16 protein-coding genes and 1 tRNA gene are annotated in these 18,189 nt (G+C 72.9%); 10 read left to right on the top strand and 7 right to left on the bottom strand.

All coding sequences use genetic code 11. The features are described 5' to 3' along the window. The first annotated feature begins 541 nt into the window (after window positions 1-541). Window positions 542-1,714, top strand: a complete 1,173-nt coding sequence (locus tag ACWGH0_RS04885; protein WP_453402700.1) for a PP2C family protein-serine/threonine phosphatase — start codon at window positions 542-544, stop codon at window positions 1,712-1,714. Here the strand turns inward: ACWGH0_RS04885 and ACWGH0_RS04880 are convergent. Both ACWGH0_RS04880 and ACWGH0_RS04875 read right to left on the bottom strand, forming a co-directional pair. Next, a complete protein-coding gene (locus ACWGH0_RS04880; RefSeq protein ID WP_453402712.1) occupies window positions 1,665-2,183 on the bottom strand; it encodes a GNAT family N-acetyltransferase in 519 nt (172 codons plus the stop codon). The genes ACWGH0_RS04885 and ACWGH0_RS04880 overlap by 50 nt on opposite strands. Before the next feature lie 44 nt (window positions 2,184-2,227). Beyond that, entirely contained in the window at window positions 2,228-3,637 is a 1,410-nt protein-coding gene (locus tag ACWGH0_RS04875; protein ID WP_453402699.1) for an NADP-dependent succinic semialdehyde dehydrogenase, read from the bottom strand. 384 nt (window positions 3,638-4,021) lie between these two features. Between ACWGH0_RS04875 and ACWGH0_RS04870 the strand changes: the two genes are divergently transcribed. Next, entirely contained in the window at window positions 4,022-5,560 is a 1,539-nt protein-coding gene (locus ACWGH0_RS04870; protein WP_453402698.1) for an FAD-dependent oxidoreductase, read from the top strand. 88 nt (window positions 5,561-5,648) lie between these two features. Here ACWGH0_RS04870 and ACWGH0_RS04865 read toward each other — a convergent pair whose 3' ends face one another. Beyond that, window positions 5,649-5,990, bottom strand: a complete 342-nt coding sequence (locus tag ACWGH0_RS04865) for a plasmid stabilization protein (RefSeq protein ID WP_453402697.1) — start codon at window positions 5,988-5,990, stop codon at window positions 5,649-5,651. Window positions 5,991-6,273: 283 nt separating this feature from the next. Here ACWGH0_RS04865 and ACWGH0_RS04860 point away from each other — a divergent pair, with 283 nt between their 5' ends. From ACWGH0_RS04860 to ACWGH0_RS04835, 6 genes are all read left to right on the top strand, one after another. Continuing rightward, window positions 6,274-7,077, top strand: a complete 804-nt coding sequence (locus tag ACWGH0_RS04860; RefSeq protein WP_453402696.1) for a VOC family protein — start codon at window positions 6,274-6,276, stop codon at window positions 7,075-7,077. Window positions 7,078-7,179: 102 nt separating this feature from the next. Beyond that, a complete protein-coding gene (locus ACWGH0_RS04855; RefSeq protein ID WP_453402695.1) occupies window positions 7,180-7,806 on the top strand; it encodes a nucleotidyltransferase family protein in 627 nt (208 codons plus the stop codon). After that, window positions 7,803-8,057, top strand: a complete 255-nt coding sequence (locus ACWGH0_RS04850; RefSeq protein ID WP_453402694.1) for a hypothetical protein — start codon at window positions 7,803-7,805, stop codon at window positions 8,055-8,057. The genes ACWGH0_RS04855 and ACWGH0_RS04850 overlap by 4 nt, the downstream gene beginning before the upstream one ends. Continuing rightward, complete coding sequence (locus tag ACWGH0_RS04845; RefSeq protein ID WP_453402693.1) at window positions 8,054-8,821, top strand: metallophosphoesterase family protein; 768 nt, start codon at window positions 8,054-8,056, stop codon at window positions 8,819-8,821. Before ACWGH0_RS04850 ends, ACWGH0_RS04845 begins: the two co-directional genes overlap by 4 nt. A 288-nt stretch (window positions 8,822-9,109) precedes the next feature. After that, the gene (locus ACWGH0_RS04840; RefSeq protein ID WP_453402711.1) at window positions 9,110-9,328 is read left to right on the top strand and encodes a DUF6158 family protein; all 219 of its coding nucleotides are present in this window, start codon (window positions 9,110-9,112) and stop codon (window positions 9,326-9,328) included. A gap of 142 nt (window positions 9,329-9,470) precedes the next feature. Continuing rightward, window positions 9,471-9,668, top strand: coding sequence for a hypothetical protein (locus tag ACWGH0_RS04835; protein WP_453402692.1), 198 nt, complete (start codon window positions 9,471-9,473; stop codon window positions 9,666-9,668). Window positions 9,669-9,794: 126 nt separating this feature from the next. Here ACWGH0_RS04835 and ACWGH0_RS04830 read toward each other — a convergent pair whose 3' ends face one another. Both ACWGH0_RS04830 and ACWGH0_RS04825 read right to left on the bottom strand, forming a co-directional pair. After that, window positions 9,795-12,137: a S9 family peptidase gene (locus ACWGH0_RS04830; RefSeq protein WP_453402691.1), complete on the bottom strand. Its 2,343-nt coding sequence runs from the start codon at window positions 12,135-12,137 to the stop codon at window positions 9,795-9,797. Next, complete coding sequence (locus tag ACWGH0_RS04825; protein WP_453402690.1) at window positions 12,110-13,894, bottom strand: N-acetylglutaminylglutamine amidotransferase; 1,785 nt, start codon at window positions 13,892-13,894, stop codon at window positions 12,110-12,112. The genes ACWGH0_RS04830 and ACWGH0_RS04825 overlap by 28 nt, the downstream gene beginning before the upstream one ends. A gap of 400 nt (window positions 13,895-14,294) precedes the next feature. Between ACWGH0_RS04825 and ACWGH0_RS04820 the strand changes: the two genes are divergently transcribed. Then, complete coding sequence (locus ACWGH0_RS04820; RefSeq protein ID WP_453402689.1) at window positions 14,295-15,035, top strand: GAF and ANTAR domain-containing protein; 741 nt, start codon at window positions 14,295-14,297, stop codon at window positions 15,033-15,035. An 80-nt stretch (window positions 15,036-15,115) separates the two neighbouring features. Further along, a complete protein-coding gene (locus tag ACWGH0_RS04815; protein WP_453402688.1) occupies window positions 15,116-16,822 on the top strand; it encodes a RecQ family ATP-dependent DNA helicase in 1,707 nt (568 codons plus the stop codon). 105 nt (window positions 16,823-16,927) lie between these two features. Here ACWGH0_RS04815 and ACWGH0_RS04810 read toward each other — a convergent pair. Next, window positions 16,928-17,001: transfer RNA gene (locus ACWGH0_RS04810), tRNA-Pro, on the bottom strand. Between the two features lie 82 nt (window positions 17,002-17,083). Next, window positions 17,084-18,010 carry an alpha/beta fold hydrolase gene (locus ACWGH0_RS04805; RefSeq protein WP_453402687.1) on the bottom strand — a complete coding sequence of 309 codons (927 nt, stop codon included), beginning with the start codon at window positions 18,008-18,010 and terminating at the stop codon, window positions 17,084-17,086. Window positions 18,011-18,189: the final 179 nt, after the last annotated feature.

Below are 18,189 nucleotides of genomic sequence, written 5' to 3'. Positions count from 1 at the left end.
CAAGGAACGGACGCTTCCTTTGTACTCACCCTCTCGGGCTTTCCTCCGGGCTTTCGTTCGGCATTTCGTGTTTCCGACTCTATCAGACTCTTTCGCGTCCGATTCCCCGTCGGCGGGGTGTGTCTTTGTCATCCCGGCTTTTCGGCCGTTCCGACGTCCCGAACTCTAGCGGATATCCCGGGCGGCTCATAATCGAGCCTGTCGATTGAATTCCGGCATGCCGAAATTCTCCCGGACCGGGAATCGCGCTGAGGTTTGGTGGGTGCCGCTCTCGCGGCGGTGACGTCGCAGAACCGTTCCGGCTCCGCGACAGCTCGGAGCACATTACGCATGGCGTCGGGTTGAGTCAAACCGGGCCGTGCGTCGCGGCGGGAGCCGACCGCGTCTTCACCGACTCGGTGAGTACGGCGAGCTGAACGCGCTGCTCGGGCGCGGCCGAGGGCCGGAGGTCCAGGGGGGCATACGGGCACAAGTTCCCCTGGCGACCGGCACCCGGCGCGCGCCACGATGAGCACGTCGTCCAGTGCGAGAGGCCTGCCGTATGCCGTCGGTCCGTCTGCTCCGTGCCGTGCTCCCGCGTGTGCCGGACCTCTCCTCCCGTAAATGCGTGGTGGCGGGGGCGATGCCGTGGCTGGTGTGGTCGGCCGCGCTGGTCCTGGCCGTGTCGACCGGGCCCGACGTCTCCGTCGGGCCGGTGCTCGCGGCTGTCCCCGCCCTTGCGGCCGTCGCTCACCGGTGGCCGGGCATTCTGGGGTTCGGGGTGCTGGCCGCCGTGACGCAGACGGTGCTGCGCTGGGGCAGTACGCCGCTGGGCGGCTCGGCGCTGCCGATGGTGACGATCGCCATCGCGGTGGTCACCGTCGCGGGCGTCGCCGCGGCCGTCGCCCGGTCGCGCGGCGAGCGCACGCTGGATCATGTCCGCTCCCTCGCCGGCGGGGTCCAGCGGGCCGTGCTGCGGCCGCTGCCGGAGACGACGCAGGGCTACCGTCTGGCGGGTTTCTACCGCGCCGCCGAGGCGGAGGCGCGGGTGGGCGGCGACTTCTACGACGCGCTCCAGACGCCGTACGGGCTGCGGCTCGTCCTGGGGGACGTGTGCGGCAAGGGGCTGCCGGCCGTGGACGCCACCGTGACCCTGCTCGGGGCCTTCCGGGAGGCGGCGTACGACGAACCGGACCTGGCGGCCGTGGCGCGGCGGATGGACCGGTCGCTGCGCCGCCGTCAGGACGCCAGCGGGGACGACAGGTACGCGACGGCCCTGCTGCTCCAGGGACGCCCCGACGGCGCCCTGGAACTCGTCAACTGCGGGCACGTTCCGCCGATCGCTGTGGCTCCGGACCGTTCCCGGGAACTGAGCCTGTGGCCGGGGTGCCCTCTGGGGTACTTCGAGTTCGCCGGGGACGAGCCGCTGCGGGTGAACACGCACACTCTGGCCGTCGGCACGTCGCTGCTGATGGTGACGGACGGCATCACGGAGGCCCGCAACGGCGACCGTGACTTCTTCGACCTGGAGGCCGCCGTGGCGGGGCAGGAGTTCGGCCCCTGCCCCGCCGCCCTGACCAGGGCGCTCCTCGCGGAAGTGTCCCGGCACGCCGCCGGCGGCCGGCTCCGTGACGACGCCGCCGCCCTGGCGCTCGTACGGCACGTCCCCGAGGCGTCCGTAGGCGTCACTCCTGTGCCGGGGGCGGAATCAGGTCCGGGGCCAGCAGGTCCATGAGAAGGCCGTCGTGCCAGGTTCCGTCGGGGCCGCGTTCGTAGGCGCGCATGATGCCGACGGGCCGGAAGCCCACCTTGGTGTAGCAGCGGACGGCGGCCGTGTTGTCCGCCGCCGGGTCGATCACGACGCGGTGGTGGCCGAGGTCGGTGATCAGGTGGTGGGCGAGAGTGCGTACGGCGTCCGCGCCGAGGCCCCGGCCGTGCACGGCCGGGTCGAGGTAGATGTCGATGCCGGCGTGGCGGTAGTCGGGGTCCTGTTCCTCGCTCCACTGCACAGCGCCGGCCGTCCGGCCCGCGTACTCGACGACCAGGGTGGTGGCGTCGGGGTCGGCGAGGCCGTCGGTGACCGCCCGTACGAGGTCGTCGCCGCCGCGCCAGGTCGCACGCACTTGCGGGGTGGCCCGGATGCCGGCCAGCACGGGGATGTCCTCGGGGGTCGGCGGGCGCAGCACGACGTGGGCGCCGTACAGGGTCCTCTGGGTGGCCGGCACGTCGGTGGGCGGGAGCGGGGCGGTCAGTTCTTCTCCCCGGGATCGGCGCCGTGCCAGACCGTGGTGACGTTGCAGAACTCGCGGATGCCGTGGCCGGACAGCTCCCTGCCGTATCCGGAGCGCTTGACTCCACCGAAGGGCAGGGCGGGATGGGAGGCGGTCATGCCGTTGACGAAGACGCCGCCCGCTTCCAGGTCGCGCACGAAGCGCTCGACTTCCCCGTCGTCGCGGGTCCACACGTTGGAGCTGAGACCGAAGGGCGAGTCGTTGGCGAGGGTGACGGCCTCGTCGAGGCCGGACACCCGGTAGACCGTGGCCACGGGGCCGAACGCCTCCTCCCGGTGGATGCGCATGTCCTCGGTGACGTCGGTGAGGACGGTGGGCTCGTAGAACCAGCCCTTGTCGTGCTGCTCGGGGCGGCGTGCGCCGCATCGCGCGGTGGCGCCCAGGCGCAGGGCGTCGTCGACGAGCTCTTCGAGGTCGGTGCGTCCCTGTTCGCTGGCCAGCGGTCCGACGTCGGTGGTGTCCTGCGACGGGTCGCCGACGGTCAGCTCGCGCATCCCGGCGGTGAAGCGCGCGCAGAAGTCGTCGTAGACGTCGGTGTGGACGATGAAGCGCTTGGCGGCGATGCAGGACTGGCCGTTGTTCTGCGTGCGGGCCGTCACGGCCGTACGGGCGGCCCGTTCGACGTCGGCGGACGGCATCACCACGAACGGGTCGCTGCCGCCGAGCTCCAGTACCGTCCGCTTCACCTCGTCGCCCGCGACCGCCGCGACGGAGCGTCCGGCCGGCTCGCTGCCGGTGAGTGTCGCGGCGGCCACGCGGGGGTCGCGCAGGATGTCCTCGACCGCTCCGGAGCCGATCAGCAGCGTCTGGAAGCACCCTGCGGGGAAGCCCGCGCGGCGGAAGAGGTCCTCCAGGTAGAGGGCGGTCTGCGGCACGTTGGACGCGTGCTTGAGCAGGCCCACGTTGCCGGCCATGAGCGCGGGGGCGGCGAAGCGCACGACCTGCCACAGCGGGAAGTTCCACGGCATCACGGCGAGGACGACACCGAGCGGCCGGTAGCGGACGATCGCCCGGGAGGCTCCGGAGTCGGTCACGTCGGCGGCGGCCGGGTGTTCGTCGGCCAGCAGCTCCGGGGCCTTCTCCGCGTACCAGCGCATCGCCTTCGCGCATTTGGCCGCCTCCGCGCGGGCGGCCGTGATCGGCTTGCCCATTTCGGTGGTCATGGTGCGGGCGATGTCGTCCTGGTCCTCGTCGAGGAGGTCGGCGGCGCGGTTGAGCAGCTCCGCCCGCCGGTCGAAACCGGTGGTGCGGTACTGGGCGAAGGCGGTGGCGGCGCGTGCCAGGCGGCTCTCGATCTCTTCCGCTCCGAGCGCGTCGAAGGTCTTGAGCGTCTCTCCGGTGGCGGGGTTCACCGTGGCGATGGGCATGCTGGCGTCCTCCTCGGACTCGGTCGTTCCGACACTTGCGCGGTACGGGCGCTCCCGCAAGGCGGCATGCGCCGCTTCCGCGTCACCAGTCCCTTGGCAGGCGTGGGCGGGGGCCGCGTTGTGGGGCTGTTCCCGGGAACGGTCGTTGCCGGGGCGGGGCGCGTCTTCGGGCCGTTCCCGGGAACGGCCGCCTGCCGCCCTCGGACCACTCCCCGTCGGGACTGGCTCCCGGTACCCACGAGGAGGTGGCGGAAACGGTGGAAATCGTGAGCAGGGTGGCGTGCACCGCGACGCCGGCACGGGAAACAGGGGGCCGGTCCGCGCCGGGCGTCGTTCCGTGGACGGCGGCCGTTAGCCGTGCCGCGGAACGGGAAGCCGTAGCCCATGGACGGCAAGCGTCCGGCGATCGACGAGTCGTACTGGATGGCCACCACCCCGGGCACCCGGTACCCGCCGCCGGACGGGGACCTGACGGCGGACGTCGCCGTGGTCGGCGGCGGCATCGCCGGCCTGTGCACGGCCTGGGAGCTGGTCCGGGCGGGCCTGGACGTCGTGCTCCTGGAGGCGGACAGGATCGCCGCAGGGGTGAGCGGGTACACGACGGCCAAGCTGACGGCGCTGCACGGGCTGGCGTACGCCCGCCTGGAGGCGCGGCACGGCCCCGAAGGCGCTGCCCTGTACGCGCTGTCGCAGCAGGACGCGGTCGACCGTACGGCGGCGCTCTGCGACGAGCTGGGCATCGATGCCGACCTGGAGCGGACGACGGCCTGCACGTACCTGGAGGACCCGGGGCGTACGGAGGAGCTGCGGGACGAGGCCGGGGCCGCGCGGCGGGCGGGCCTGGACGCTTCGTTCGTGACCGGTACGGAGCTGCAGTTCCCGGTGGCCGGGGCGGTGCGGGCGGAGCGGCAGGCGCAGTTCCACCCGCGCAGGTTCCTGCTCGCCCTGGCCGAGCGGTTCACCGCCGCCGGCGGACGCGTGCACGAGCGGACGCGTGTGACGGGACTGCACGACGGCGTGCGCTGCCGGCTGTCCACGGAGGGCGGGGTCACGGTGTCGGCGCGCGACGCCGTGATCGCGACGCACTACCCGCTCTTCGACCACACTCTGCTCTTCACCCGTCTGAAGCCGTGGCGGGAACTAGTGATCGCGGTTCCGGTGGCTTCCGGGAACGCGCCGAAGGGCATGTACATGAGCCCGGCCGACCGGGTGCGTTCCGTGCGGACCGCGCCGTACGACGACGGACGGCGGCTGCTCGTCGTCACGGGCGAGCGTTTCGAGCCGGGAGCCGGCGGCGTGCGGGAACGGTTCGAGCGCCTGGACGCCTGGGCGCGGGACCGGATGCCCGGTTTCGCCGCGGCGGACCGCGTGTACCGCTGGGCGGCGCAGGACAACGAGTCGACCGACCGGCTGCCGTACGTGGGTCACGCGCACGCGGGCACGCAGCACGTGTTCGTCGCGACGGGGTTCGGCGGATGGGGCATGAGCAACGGGGTGATGGCCGGCCGCCTGATCGCCGCCCACGTGGTGGGCGGGCCGCGGCCCGGGTGGACGGATCTGTACGACCCGCGCCGACTGCCCGGGGTGCGGGAGACGGCGGAGTTGGCGCGGTACCAGAGCGCCGTCACCCGGAACTTCGTGGGCGACCGTCTGCACACCGGTCACGTCGACTCGGTCGACGGGATCCCGCCGGGCGGCGGCGCGGTCGTCCGGATGGAAGGGCGGCGCCGCGCGGTCTACCGCGACGAGTCCGGCGTGGCGCACGTGGTGTCCGCCCGCTGTACGCACCTGGGCTGCCTGGTGCGGTTCAACGACGCCGAGAAGGTCTGGGAGTGCCCGTGCCACGGCTCGCGCTTCGGGACGGACGGTGCGGTCCTGCACGGCCCCGCCACCCGCCCACTGGAGCCGCGCGAGCCCGACTGAGCACCGGGCGGGTCGAGTCCCTCCGCCCGCGGCGCCGCTCGCGGCAGGTCGCGCGCCGGGCGTTCCGCGCGTCAGGACGTGCCGAGCGTCAGGACTTTCCGAGGGACCGCTGGAGTTCGGACTTGTTCATCGAGGAACGTCCCTGGATGCCGCGGCGCCGGGCCTCCGCGTACAGCTGGTCGTACGTCTGTCCCTCCGAGCCACCGCCGGAACGTCCGCCGCCGGAGCGCTGACCGCCGCGTTGCGAGGCCGACTTGCCCTGGGTCGAGCTCTTGCTCGCCGTCTTCGACTCGCCGGAACGCGCCCGCTCCTTGTTGACGGTACGCGCGGCCATCTCCTTGGCCCGCTTGGTGCCGGCGCCGCGCTCTTCGGCGCTCTCCTTGATGTGCTCGTACTGGCGTTCCCGCTTGGAGCTCGAACCCTTGGGCATGGTTACTCCTTCGTACGTGGATCAGTGGTCCGCTGCGTGCGATGGGCAGCCTTCGCCCACACTGCGTCCGGTGTGTTCTCTCCGCAAACGCAGCAGCGCGCCGCTCCTGTCGCCCGCTTTCCACGGCGTCCGGCGAGTACCCTCCAAGCACGGGAACAGACACACCAGTCCATGATCGACGGCCTGCTCCGGGCGTTCACGCGGTTCGCCAGTACGGACCCCCGGGGGCAGGATGGATTACGCGACCGGCCTCACCCGCCCCCATTCGACCAGGACACGTGCGATGGACATGGATACGACGGCCACCGGCAGAACCTCGAGCCACGAGATCTTCGGAGCTCCCTGCTGGATCACGCTGATGGCACGCGACCTGGAACCCGCCCAGGCCTTCTACGGCGCGGTGCTGGGGTGGGAGTTCCGGCGCGCCGGGCTCGGCCGCGGATTCAGCATCGCCCTGCTCGACGGGGATCCCGTCGCCGGCATCGGCTCGCTGGACACCGCTCTGCGGGCGCCCGTCACCTGGACGCCGTACTTCGCCGTCGCCAGTGTGGACGAAACCGCGAGCCGCATCCGGGAGCGCAGCGCCACCGTCGCCGTGGGCCCGCTGCGCTTCGCCACGGGCCGGGGCGCGATCGCGGCGGACCGCGACGGGGCCGTGTTCGGCATCTGGGAGGGACAGCTCTTCTCCGACTGGCACGTGTGGCGGAAGAACGCACCCGTATGGCTGCGGCTGCGGACCCGGGACGCGTTCGACGCCGCCATCTTCTACGGACAGGTCCTCGAATGGGCCTCCGGCCGGCCCGGTTGCTGCGAGGTCGAGTACCAGGAGGACGAGGTCGTACTGCTCCAGGACGGGCAGATCCTGGCGAGGCTGAGTTCCGGCGCCGTCGACACCGCACCCGATCCCCTGATCCAGCCCCGGTGGCACGCCCACTTCCCCGTACCGGACGTCGAGGCTACGGTCCAGGCAGCGCTCCGCCACGGCGGTACCGCCCTCGGGCACGGTCCCACCGCCTACGGCATGGAGACGACGCTGCGCGACCCGGACGGCGCGATCTTCACCGTCACGAGCGCAGGGCCCGGATAAGGCGACGAGGAAGGTGCACCCGTGCGCGGTTACTCACCAGACGCCTCCCCACCCGGCGACCGGCCCGACGCGGCCGGTCCGTGGCTGACGACGGGTAGAGCTGTGGACAGGGCGCCCGTGGAGCCGCTCGCCGGGGCGTCGCCCGGCGCCCGGCCGCTGCCGCCGGACCGCACCCAGGCCATTCTTGAGGCCACGAAGCACGTGGCGTCCCGGCTCAAGAGCTCCGGGCACCCCTTCGCGCTGGTGGGGAGCGTCGCGGCGTACGCCCACGGGGTGCCGGCGAGTTTCCAGCACGACGCCGACTTCTGCATCCTGCGCGAGGACGCGGAGGCCGTGACCGCCGATCTTGAGGCCGCCGGGATCGAGGTGCGGCAGCCGCCGGAGGACTGGCTGATCAAGGCGCGCAGCCACGGCGAGGAGATCGACCTGATCTTCGAGCTGGCGCGGCAGCCGGTGACCAGGGAGCTGCTGAGCCGGGCGCAGACGCTTCCGGTGGACTCGGTGCACATGCCCGTGCTGTCGCCCACCGATCTCATGGGCAGTCAGCTCCACGCGTTCTCCGAGCACCACTGCGACTTCGGGGCCGTACTGCCCATCGCGCGGACCCTGCGGGAGAAGATCGACTGGGACCGGTTGCGCCGCGAGCACCAGGACTCGCCCATGCCGGACGCGTTTCTCTACCTTCTGGAACGTCTGCACGTCATCGATGAGCGGGAGGCAGGGCCGTGAACGACACATCCGCCGCCGAGTACCGCATCGCCCATCTGCGAGAGCATCTGGCGAGCGGCGACTACGCCGAGATGGGCGTACGGATAGAGCTGCGCGGAGGCAGCGTACTGATCGCCGGCACCGTCTCCAGCGCCGCCTGCCGCAACGAGATCCTGCGCATGGCCGAGGACGAACTGGCCGGGCTCCCGCTGCGTGAGGACCTGGTCGTGGTCTCGGCCACCGCGCCCGACCACACGGAGGAGCTCGCGTGATCCGGATCGCGGCCGTCGGTGACATCCACATGGGGCACGACAGCGCGGGCGTGCTGCGGCCCGCGTTCGAGACCATCCGGGACTCGGCCGACGTATTGCTGCTCGCGGGCGACCTGACGCGGCACGGGACGGCCGAGGAGGCGCGGGTGGTCGCCCGGGAGGTGGCGGAGCTCGGCGTGCCCGTGGTGGCCGTCCTGGGCAATCACGACTACCACAGCGACCAGCAGGCCGAGGTGACATCGGTGCTCGAAGAGGCCGCCGTGACCGTGCTGGAGGGCGGCGGAACCGTCCTCGACATCGGCGGGGTACGGGTGGGTGTCGCCGGGACGAAGGGCTTCGGCGGGGGTTTCGCCGGGCGCAGCGGCGGCGAGTTCGGCGAGCCGGTGATGAAGGAGTTCATCCGGTACAGCCGGCGGTGCGCGGAGAGCCTGAAGCGTTCCCTGGACGAGCTGAAGGACAGCGGGTGCGCCGTACGCATTGCCCTGACGCACTTCGCGCCCGTGCCGGACACCCTGGCGGGCGAGCCCCCGGAGATCTTCCCCTTCCTGGGCAGCTACCTGCTGGCGGAGGCGATGGACGAGTCAGGCGCCGACCTGGCGGTGCACGGACACGCGCACCTGGGCACGGAGCACGGCATGACCAGCGGCGGCGTACGGGTGCGCAACGTCGCCCAGCCGGTGATCGGCCGCGCGTTCGCCGTGTACCACCTCGCGGTGCGCGCGGCGGCCGGTACCGCCGCGGGTGTTCCCGTGGCGGCCGAATGAGCCGCTGGAACCCGAGCGCACCGGAGTGAGGGGCCGGCCGGCGTACCGCTGCCCGAGAGGCCCTGAAGGGCCGTCCGGCCGCTTCCCGGTCGCCGGTGGCGGTGAACGGTGCGAGGTTCGGTACGGAGCGAGGCGCGCCCATGGCGCCGAAGGCCCGGGAGCCGGGCGCGGACCGGAGTGAGTGGGTCCCGGGCGCGGGGGAACCCGTCGGCCGAAGCGTGCGCTTCGAGCGCGTCCGGAGACCAGAAGGAGATGACCGTGGCGGAGAACGACGACAAGAGCGCGGCGATGGGCAAGGACCCGGCGGAGCTCGACGACCAGCAGCTGCTGCGCGAGCTGGAGAGCGTGCACCGCACCCGGCACGACACCTTGCTGCACGGCTCCCAGGACGCCCTGGACGCGCACAGCCGGCGCACGGCCGAGCTGGAGACGGAGTACGTACGCCGGAATCCGGACCGTTCCGTCACGGCGGGGCGGACGCGGGAAGGGGCCCGTGCCCGGGAGTGACGACGGGCTCGTGGGGGCGATTCGAAAACCGGGCACCCATGCCCTATTTTCCCGTTTCGCGGGTTTCTGCATACGGCGTGCTGGGCACCCGTCCGACTGTTCAGGCCGATCCGGCCTCCGTCCAGTGGTGGAGGGAATGGCGATGAACCAGTCCAGGAAGTGGGACGAGGAAGCCCAGTCGCCTCTTGAGCGCGTGACCGGCGAGAAGGACGTGCACCCGGAGGAAGAGGGCCGCACGCGCGAGGGCGGACAGGGTCTGCGCGAGACGAAGAGCGGCGCCGAGGACGCGGAAGCGGGCGCCGAGGGGACTCCGAAGGGGCACTCCGGAGGGTCGGCGTAACCGAGTGACCTGAACGGACCCCCGGCATCCGGTACGACGGGCCGGGGGTCCGGTACGACGGCATGGGGGTCCGGTACGACGGGCCCAAGGTCCGGTACGACGGCGTGGGGGCCGGGTGCGACGCCGTCACGCGGTCAGATGGCGTTCCAGCCAGTTCGCGGCGGCGCGGCGGAACAGCCGGCGGTTGTCGGCCCGCAGGAACTCGTGACCCTCGTTGCGCAGCGTCAGGAGTTCGGCGGCGTGCCCGCGTTCCCGCGCCGCCCGCACCATCTGCTGGGACTCCCCCGGCGGCACGTTCGTGTCGTGCTCGCCGTGCACGGCGAGCAGCGGCGCGCGCAGTGCGTCGACGCGGCTCATCGGCGACAGCGCGTGCAGCAGCTCGCGGTCGTGTTCGGGGTGGCCGTACTTGTGCGCCGCCGATTCGGCGATCCACGGCTCCGTGCCGGCGAAGAAGGTCGCGAAGTCGGACATGCCGCAGACCGCCACACCGGTGCGGAAGACCTCCGGGTGCCACACCAGGGACGCCATGGTCAGATAACCGCCGTACGAGCGGCCCATCACGGCCAGCCGGCCAGGATCGGCGCGTCCCGTCATGACGGCGTGGGCGGCGCAGTCGGCGACATCGTTGATCGCGTCGAACCGCCCCTTGCCCAGGTCGGCGTCGACGAAGGACCGGCCGGAGCCCGACGAGCCGCGTACGTCCGGCGCGAACACGTCGAGCCCCCTTCCGAGCAGCTCGTGGTAGAGCGGGTTGAACACCGGGCGCTCCTGCTCCTCAGGACCGCCGTGGAGGTGGATGACGCACGGCGCGGGGTGGCTCGCGTCCCGGCCGGGCGCGCGGTAGTACCAGCCGCCGAGCGGCAGCCCGTCGCGGGCCGTGAGCCGCAGCGCCGCCGGACGGACGGGCGGGCGGCCCGGCGGCACCGCGTCCTCGTCGCGGGACGACCACGGGGTGCGGGCGGGGGACGCGGCGCCCGGGGACCACCACACCCCCGGGCGGCGCTGCGATCCGGAGACGGCGAGCACCAGGCCGTCCGGTCCGGCGCGGGCGATACGGGTGACGACTTCGTGCGGCAGCGGCACGGCACGCGGCGCGGAAGCGTCGGCGGCGTGCCCGGAGACCGGGACCGTCGCTGCGGCCGACCGCGACACCTGCCCGTTTCCGTCCGCCTGCCCTTCGCCTGCGGCGAGTCGCAGGGTCTGGTCCCCGGCCGCCCGCCGCGGCGGCTCCCCGTCCGTCTGCGGCCTCCCGGCGGGCAGCCGCAGCGTCTCCAGTTCGCTCGCCCCCTGTACGTTCCAGGCCAGGGCGGCCGTACGGCCGTCGTCGGTGAAGGCCAGCAGTTCGAGGTCGCTGCCGTCCCGTTCGGCCGCGACCGACAGGTCGCGGACGTGCCCGTCCGCGGCCAGACCGGCGCCGAGGAGCGCCGCGAACTCACGCCGGTGGTCGCTGCGCAGCCACAGCGTGGTCCCGTCGGGAGAGAACCGGCCGATCCACGGATCGCCGTCCGCCACCCGTACGACACCCGTCGTCCGCAGATCCGCGGTGCGCAGTACGACCGCCTCGCGGCGTCCTCGCGGTCCGCGGCGCAGCAGCGCGAGGCGTCCGTCCTGGCTGACGTCGCACACGCGCAGCGTCGCGGCTCCGGTCTCGGTGGCGAGCAGGACCGGCGAATCGCCGCCGTCCGGGTCGATCAGGAAGGCGGTCAGTGCGCCACCGGCGGTGGGGGCGTCCCCGTCCTCGGACGTGGTGCGCGTGGCGGGCGCGACGTCGCCCCGGTGCGCCCCGCCGAGCAGCGTGGCGTGTCCGTCGCGCTCCGCCCAGCCGGCGGGCAGTTCGGGTGCGTACGTGCCGGGCCGCGCCAGGCCGGGCTCCCTGGCGGCGCCGCCGACGGGCACACCGGCGTCGCCGTCCGGCGCGAAGGGGTCCGGCGGCCGTCCTGGGGTGTCCACGAGCGCGGCGGTCAGGTCCGCGGTGTGCGCGCCGGTGGCCCGGCCCGCGACCGTGACCGCCAGCCAGGACCCGTCACGGGTCCAGCACCCCAGGTGCGCGGAGCTGCCGGGGTCGGCGCCCGCCAGCACCCGGCGGCCGGTTCCGTCGGGGCGTACGCACAGCACCCTGGTGTGCTCGCCGCCGCCGGGAGCCGTCGTGTACGCGATCCAGCGCCCGTCCGGCGACCAGGCCACTTCCGTGACCGGATCCGGATCGGCGTCGAGCAGATGCACCTCGTCGCCGTCCACCGGCCCCGTCCACAGCTGCGGAACGCCGGTCCGGTCGCAGATGAACGCGACGTGCTCCCCGGTGGGGTCCGCCACCGGATACCAGCAGCCGTGCGAGATCAGGGGCTGGGGCGTGTCGGGGGACCCCTGCGCGTCGGCGAGCGCGACGGGGGCCGGGGCCGCGAACGCGGCGCCCGGTCCTTCGGGCTCGTCGTGGTGGCGGATCAGCCGATGCCGTGGGTCTGCAGCCATAGCTCCAGCAACGCTACTTGCCACAGGGCGTTCGCCCCGCGCTTCGTACGGTGGTCGTCGGGCGCGGCGAGGAGTTCGGCGACGTACGCCTCCTCGAACACCCCGCGCCCCTTGGCCTCGGGGGCGGACAGTGCCTCGCGGACCCGTTCGAGCACCGGCCCGGCCATGTGGCGGATGGCGGGCACCGGGAAGTAGCCCTTGGGCCGGTCGACGATCTCGCGCGGCAGGATCTTGCGGCCGGCGTCCTTGAGGACGCCCTTGCCGCCCTGCGCGAGCTTCAGCTCCGGCGGGCAGGCCGCCGCCAGCTCGACGAGCTCGTGGTCCAGGAACGGCACACGGGCCTCCAGGCCCCAGTCCATGGTCATGTTGTCGACCCGTTTGACCGGGTCGTCGACGAGCATGACGTGGGTGTCCAGCCGCAGCGCCGCGTCCAGCGCCGTCTGCGCGCCGGGCACCGCCATGTGCTCCCGTACGAAGCGCCCGGACACGTCGTGGGCGGGCATCATGTGCGGCTGGAGGACGCGGGCGAGGTCGGCGTGCGAGCGGTCGAAGTACACGTCCGCGTAAGTCTGCGGCTCCCGCTCCCGCTCGACCGCCGCCATGGCCGGGTACCAGTGGTAGCCCGCGAACACCTCGTCGGCGCCCTGGCCGCTCTGGACGACGCTGACCTCCTTCGAGACCAGTTCCGACAGCAGGTGGAACGCCACGACGTCGTGGCTGATCATGGGCTCGCTCATCGCGGCGATCGCCCCGTCCAGGGCGGTGGACACCCGGTCGGAGGGAACCATCAGCCGGTGGTGGTCGGTCTCGAAGCGGCGGGCGATCAGGTCCGAGTAGACGAACTCGTCGCCCTCCTCGCCGCCCTCCGCCTCGAAGCCGACGCTGAACGTCGCCAGGTCCCGCTGCCCCTGCTCGGCGAGCAGCGCCACGATCAGGCTGGAGTCCAGACCGCCCGAGAGCAGCACGCCGACCGGCACGTCGGCGACCATCCGCCGCCGGACGGCGGTGCGCAGCGCGTCCAGCACGGCGTCCCGCCAGTCCGCGGCGTCCATGCCGGCGTACTCGGGCCGGCGCGTGTACGACGGCTGCCAGTAGCAGTGGTCGCGGTAGGAGCCGTCGGGCTCGACCACCCGCACCGTCGCCGGCGGGAGCTTGCGCACGCCCGCGAGCACGGTGTGCGGCGCCGCGACCGTCGCGTGCCAGCTGAAGTAATGGTGCAGGGCGACCGGGTCCAGCGACGTGTCGACGCCGCCGCCCGCGAGCAGGGCGGGCAGCGAGGAGGCGAAGCGCATCCGGTCGGCCGTACGGGACACGTACAGCGGCTTGATGCCCAGCCGGTCCCGGCCGAGCACGAGGCGGCCGGTGTCGGTCTCGACGATGGCGAACGCGAACATGCCGACGAAGTGGTCGACGCAGTCCGTGCCCCACTGCCGGTACGCCTTCAGCACCACCTCGGTGTCGGAGGTGGAGAAGAAGCGGTGCCCGAGGCCGAGCAGCTCCTCGCGGAGCTCCTGGTAGTTGTACACACACCCGTTGAACACACCGGTCAGACGTGCCTCGGAGTCGGTCATCGGCTGGGCGCCGTGCTCCGACAGGTCAATGATCTTCAGTCTTCGGTGGCCGAGGGCCACGGGACCCTGCGACCAGAGTCCCCGGCCGTCAGGACCCCGCGCCGCCATGCGGTCGGTCATCCGCTGGACGGCGGCCAGGTCGGGACGGCCGCCGTGGAAACAGATCTCGCCCGTCAGCCCGCACATGCCGCACCCCCGGACCTCGCGTCGGCGTCCGCCCGGGGATACCACGGGAGGCCGGGCTCCTCCTCAATCTTGTCTGTACCTGTCACGACTACTCCTCGAAGACGGGGAACACGGCTTCGACCAGCCATTTCGTACGCGGGCCCACGCCGGTCCCACTCTTCGGGTTCCCTGTTGACCGAGGGGTAAGCGGGGCCATTGGGAGGCCGGGGCGACGCGGGCGCGCGCACGGGCGCCCGTGGAGCCGGGATGACGCATAGTGGAGGGAGTGGTGGCCGCGTGCGCTTCCCGCTCGGGGAGACGGCGGCCGGTTCCGCTGGAGGTGTCCCTTCGGACTGGGCTCCGTGGTCCCCGGCGGCGCGCTCGCTGCCGACCGACGGGCCCCTGCCCGGAACGGAACATCATGTCTGACACGCCCGATCAGCCCACCGCCCCTCCGGACGTCGTGTCGCTGCTGCTGGACACCGACTCCCTCGACGCGTTCCTCCAGGTCCTGGCGGACAGCGCCCTCGCGGTGACCCCGGCCGCGGACGGCTGCGGCATCACCCTCCAGCGCGAGAGCCGGCCCCTGACCGTGGTCAGTTCCGGCGTCAGCGCGCCCGACCTCGACGAGGCGCAGTACGGGCAGGACGACGGCCCCTGCCTCCAGGCGCTGCGCCAGGGCGGCGAAGTACAGGTGACGGACATGCTCGAGGAGACCCGCTGGGGACCCTATCCGGCGTACGCCGCCGCCTGCGGGACACGCTCCTCGTTGTCCCTGCCGATCGCGCCGCACACGCACACCGCCGGCGCCCTGAACCTCTACTCCCCCAAGCCCTCCGCCTTCAGCGACACCGACCTCACCGGCCTGCGGACGATCGCCGCGCAGGGCACGGGCGCCATCGCGCTCGCCCAGCGCATCTCCGACGCCCAGGAGTTCGCCGCCGACCTGCGGACCGCGATGGAGTCCCGCAGCGTCATCGACCAGGCGCTCGGCGTCATCATGAGCCAGCAGCGCTGCACGGCGCGGGAGGCGTTCGACATCCTGCGCACGGCGTCCCAGCACCGCAACATGAAACTGCGCGACCTGTGTGCCGAGCTGATGACCAGCATCACCGGCAGCCCGCGGGCCGCCGAGGGGACGACCATCCGCCCCCGTCCCTGAGCTCCGGCGGGGCGGGACGCCGTACGGACATCGCGGCCCGCGCCGTCCACGTGCGCGGGCCGCGCGACGAGGAGGTGGACATGGCCGCGAAGCGCGCCCGGAGCGCCGCCAACGCGCTGGCCCGGACGGCCCGTGAGGTGTTCGGCTGGGACTCTCTGCGGCCGGGACAGCTGACCGCCATGGAGGCGGTCCTTGACGGCCGCGACACGCTCGTCGTGATGCCGACCGGCGCGGGCAAGTCGGCGGTCTACCAGGTGGCCGGACTCTCGCTGCCCGGCCCCACCGTCGTGGTGTCCCCCCTGATCGCCCTGCAACGGGACCAGATGGCCGGCCTGACGGGCCGCGGCGCTCCGGACGCCGTCGCCGTGAACTCGGCGCAGGCGTCCGGCACGTCGCAGGCGGCCTGGGAGGCCGTGCGGCAGGGGGACGCCGAGTACCTGTTCCTCTCGCCGGAGCAGCTGGCGAAGGACGAGGTCGTCGAGTGCCTGGCAGCGGCCGGTCCTTCGCTGTTCGTCGTGGACGAAGCGCAGTGCGTCGCCTCCTGGGGCCACGACTTCCGGCCCGACTACCTGCGCCTGGCGCAGGTGGTGCGACGGGTCGGCCGGCCCGCGGTCCTCGCGCTGACCGCCACCGCCGCCCCTCCCGTACGGGAGGAGATCGAGCGGCGGCTGGGCATGGAGGACGCCGTGTCGGTCGTGGCCGGGTTCGACCGGCCGAACATCACGCTGGAGGTCCGGCGCTTCGCCGAGGACGCGGACAAGCGGCGGGCGGTGGTGGAGCGGGCCGCGGCGGAACCCAAGCCCGGCATCGTGTACGCGGCCACGCGCAGGGACGCCGAGGGCTACGCCGCCGAGCTCGCCGGACTGGGCCTGTCGGCGGCGGCGTACCACGCCGGGCTCGCCGCCGGGGAGCGCTCCCGGGTGCACGACGCCTTCCTCGCGGGCGAGGCGGACATCGTCATCGCCACGTCGGCCTTCGGCATGGGCATCGACAAGGAGGACGTGCGGTTCGTGCTGCACGCGTCGCTGCCCGGGTCGCTGGACGCGTACTACCAGGAGATCGGGCGGTCGGGGCGCGACGGCGCCCCGGCGGTGGCGGTGCTGCACTACCGGCCGCAGGACAGCGGCCTACAACGCCTCTTCGCCACCCGCGCCCCGGACGAGGACACGCTCGGCGAGGTCGCGCAGGCCCTCTGGGACGGGGACGGACCGGTCGCGCTGGACGACGTCGGCGCGCGGACCGACCTGCCGCGCCGCCGGGTGACGGCCGCCGCCAACCTTCTGGAGGAGGCCGGCGCCGTGCGGACCGAGGACAGCGGGGAGGTGCGCCCCGAGCCGGGCATGACGGCCGGCGACGCCGCCGGCCGGGCGGCGGAGACCGCTGATGCGCGCAGACGGCTCGAACGGTCGAGGCTCGACATGGTGCTGGCGTACGCCGAGACGTCCGGATGCCGGCGCCGCTTCCTGCTCGGCTACTTCGGGGAGGCGTACGAACCACCCTGCGGCGGCTGCGACGTGTGCCTGGCCAGCCCCGCCGACCCCGCCGAAGGTACGGCCGCCGAGGGCGTGACCGCGGTGGACGACGCCCCGGAGCCCGCACATCCCGAGGCCGCCTCGTACCCGCCGGGGGCGCGGATCAGCCACCGGGAGTGGGGCGACGGCACGGTCATGAGCGAGGAGGGCGACCGGATCACCGTCCTGTTCGAGTCCATGGGCTACCGGACGCTGTCGCTGGCCGCGATCACCGACAAGGGGCTGCTCACGCGGCGTACCGAACCGTCCGGCTGAACGGTGGGACGGGCGGGCGTCCGCTGTGGTGGCCGGGCCCGGAAACGACCGGAGGGCCGCATCGGATGTCTCCGACACGGCCCTCCGGCCTACGACTCTTTCGAGTCGGGACGACAGGATTTGAACCTGCGACCCCTTGACCCCCAGTCAAGTGCGCTACCAAGCTGCGCCACGTCCCGGTGCCCGTCTGCCGGAGGAAATCCCCTGGCTGAACGCGCTTGAGAACAATACCGCACTCGGGCCGGTGGTCACGAACCGGATTCAGACGTGCCGGGCGAGCCAGGCGGTCAGGTCGTCATGGACCTCGTCGCGGTTCGTCTCGTTGAGGATCTCGTGGCGCGCGCCCGCGTAGCCCTTCCAGGTCAGGTCCTCGGTGCCGTGGTAGCGGAAGTCCTCCAGCAGTTCGTAGACGAGGGTCATGCCCTGGTTGCAGGGGTCCTCGGTGCCGACGGCGATGTGGACCGGCAGGTCGGCGGGGACGCGGGCCAGGTTGCGCGGGTCGTTGATCTTGCGGATCGCGTGCACCCAGTCCAGCGCGAGGCCCGCGCTGAACGCGAAGCCGCACCGCTCGTCGGCGGCGTACGCGTCGACCTCGGCCTCGTCGCGCGAGAGCCACTCGAAGCCGGTGCGGTGCGGGTACGCGTCGTTGAACGAGGAGAAGAGGGCGGGGAGGTACGAGGAACGAGCCGTGCGGCCGCGCTCCGCGATCTCCGCCTCCAGCTCGTCGATCGACTTCTGCAACTCGGCGCCCGGGAGGGTGCGGAAGGTGCCGGAGAGGATGAGGCCGGCCAGGTCGTCCGGGTACTCCTGCGCGTAGTCGCGGGCGAGCATCGAACCGAGGCTGTGGCCCAGCAGGACGACGGGCACGCCGGGGTGCAGGGCCCTGGCCTGGTCGCCGACGGCCCGCAGGTCGTCGACGACGGCGCGCCAGCTGTTCTCCCCGACCACGCCGTAGCCCCCGGTGGCGGCGGCGGTCGCGCCGTGGCCGCGGTGGTCGGAAGCGATCACTCCGTAGCCGTGGGAGACGAGGTGCCGGGCGAAGCGGTCGTACCGCAGGGCGTGTTCGGCGGCGCCGTGCGCGATCTGGACGAGGGCGTGGGGCCTGCCGCTCTCCGGCAGCCAGGTGTACGCGGCGATCTGCGCCCCGTCGCCTGCGGTCGCCGTTCCCGTGCGGTGTGCGGTGGTCATCGGGCACGCCTCCTGAGTGTCTGCTGATGTCCGCGCTCGGACACTGGGGCTGACCCTCCCCAGGCGCGCGCGGCTCACACCAGCCTCCCCGGAAGCCGGGAAACCCGTCCGGATGCCACCCGTCCAGGCGGCGCGGGGTCCCGTCGTGGCGGCGCCGGGTCACCTGGCGCCCTCCTCGC

This window comes from Streptomyces sp. NPDC054887, assembly GCF_053610585.1.
Note: the sequence above shows the minus strand (reverse complement) of the source record. Positions and strands in the feature narration are given on the sequence as shown.

What these genes read in the sequence shown, in the direction of transcription:
- ACWGH0_RS04885 (WP_453402700.1), top strand. Translation starts at nt 542, where the DNA reads ATGCCGTCGGTCCGTCTGCTCCGTGCCGTGCTCCCGCGTGTGCCGGAC.
- ACWGH0_RS04875 (WP_453402699.1), bottom strand. Translation starts at nt 3,637, where the DNA reads ATGCCCATCGCCACGGTGAACCCCGCCACCGGAGAGACGCTCAAGACC.
- ACWGH0_RS04870 (WP_453402698.1), top strand. Translation starts at nt 4,022, where the DNA reads ATGGACGGCAAGCGTCCGGCGATCGACGAGTCGTACTGGATGGCCACC.
- ACWGH0_RS04865 (WP_453402697.1), bottom strand. Translation starts at nt 5,990, where the DNA reads ATGCCCAAGGGTTCGAGCTCCAAGCGGGAACGCCAGTACGAGCACATC.
- ACWGH0_RS04860 (WP_453402696.1), top strand. Translation starts at nt 6,274, where the DNA reads ATGGACATGGATACGACGGCCACCGGCAGAACCTCGAGCCACGAGATC.
- ACWGH0_RS04840 (WP_453402711.1), top strand. Translation starts at nt 9,110, where the DNA reads ATGGGCAAGGACCCGGCGGAGCTCGACGACCAGCAGCTGCTGCGCGAG.
- ACWGH0_RS04835 (WP_453402692.1), top strand. Translation starts at nt 9,471, where the DNA reads ATGAACCAGTCCAGGAAGTGGGACGAGGAAGCCCAGTCGCCTCTTGAG.
- ACWGH0_RS04830 (WP_453402691.1), bottom strand. Translation starts at nt 12,137, where the DNA reads ATGGCTGCAGACCCACGGCATCGGCTGATCCGCCACCACGACGAGCCC.
- ACWGH0_RS04825 (WP_453402690.1), bottom strand. Translation starts at nt 13,894, where the DNA reads ATGTGCGGGCTGACGGGCGAGATCTGTTTCCACGGCGGCCGTCCCGAC.
- ACWGH0_RS04820 (WP_453402689.1), top strand. Translation starts at nt 14,295, where the DNA reads ATGTCTGACACGCCCGATCAGCCCACCGCCCCTCCGGACGTCGTGTCG.
- ACWGH0_RS04815 (WP_453402688.1), top strand. Translation starts at nt 15,116, where the DNA reads ATGGCCGCGAAGCGCGCCCGGAGCGCCGCCAACGCGCTGGCCCGGACG.
- ACWGH0_RS04805 (WP_453402687.1), bottom strand. Translation starts at nt 18,010, where the DNA reads ATGACCACCGCACACCGCACGGGAACGGCGACCGCAGGCGACGGGGCG.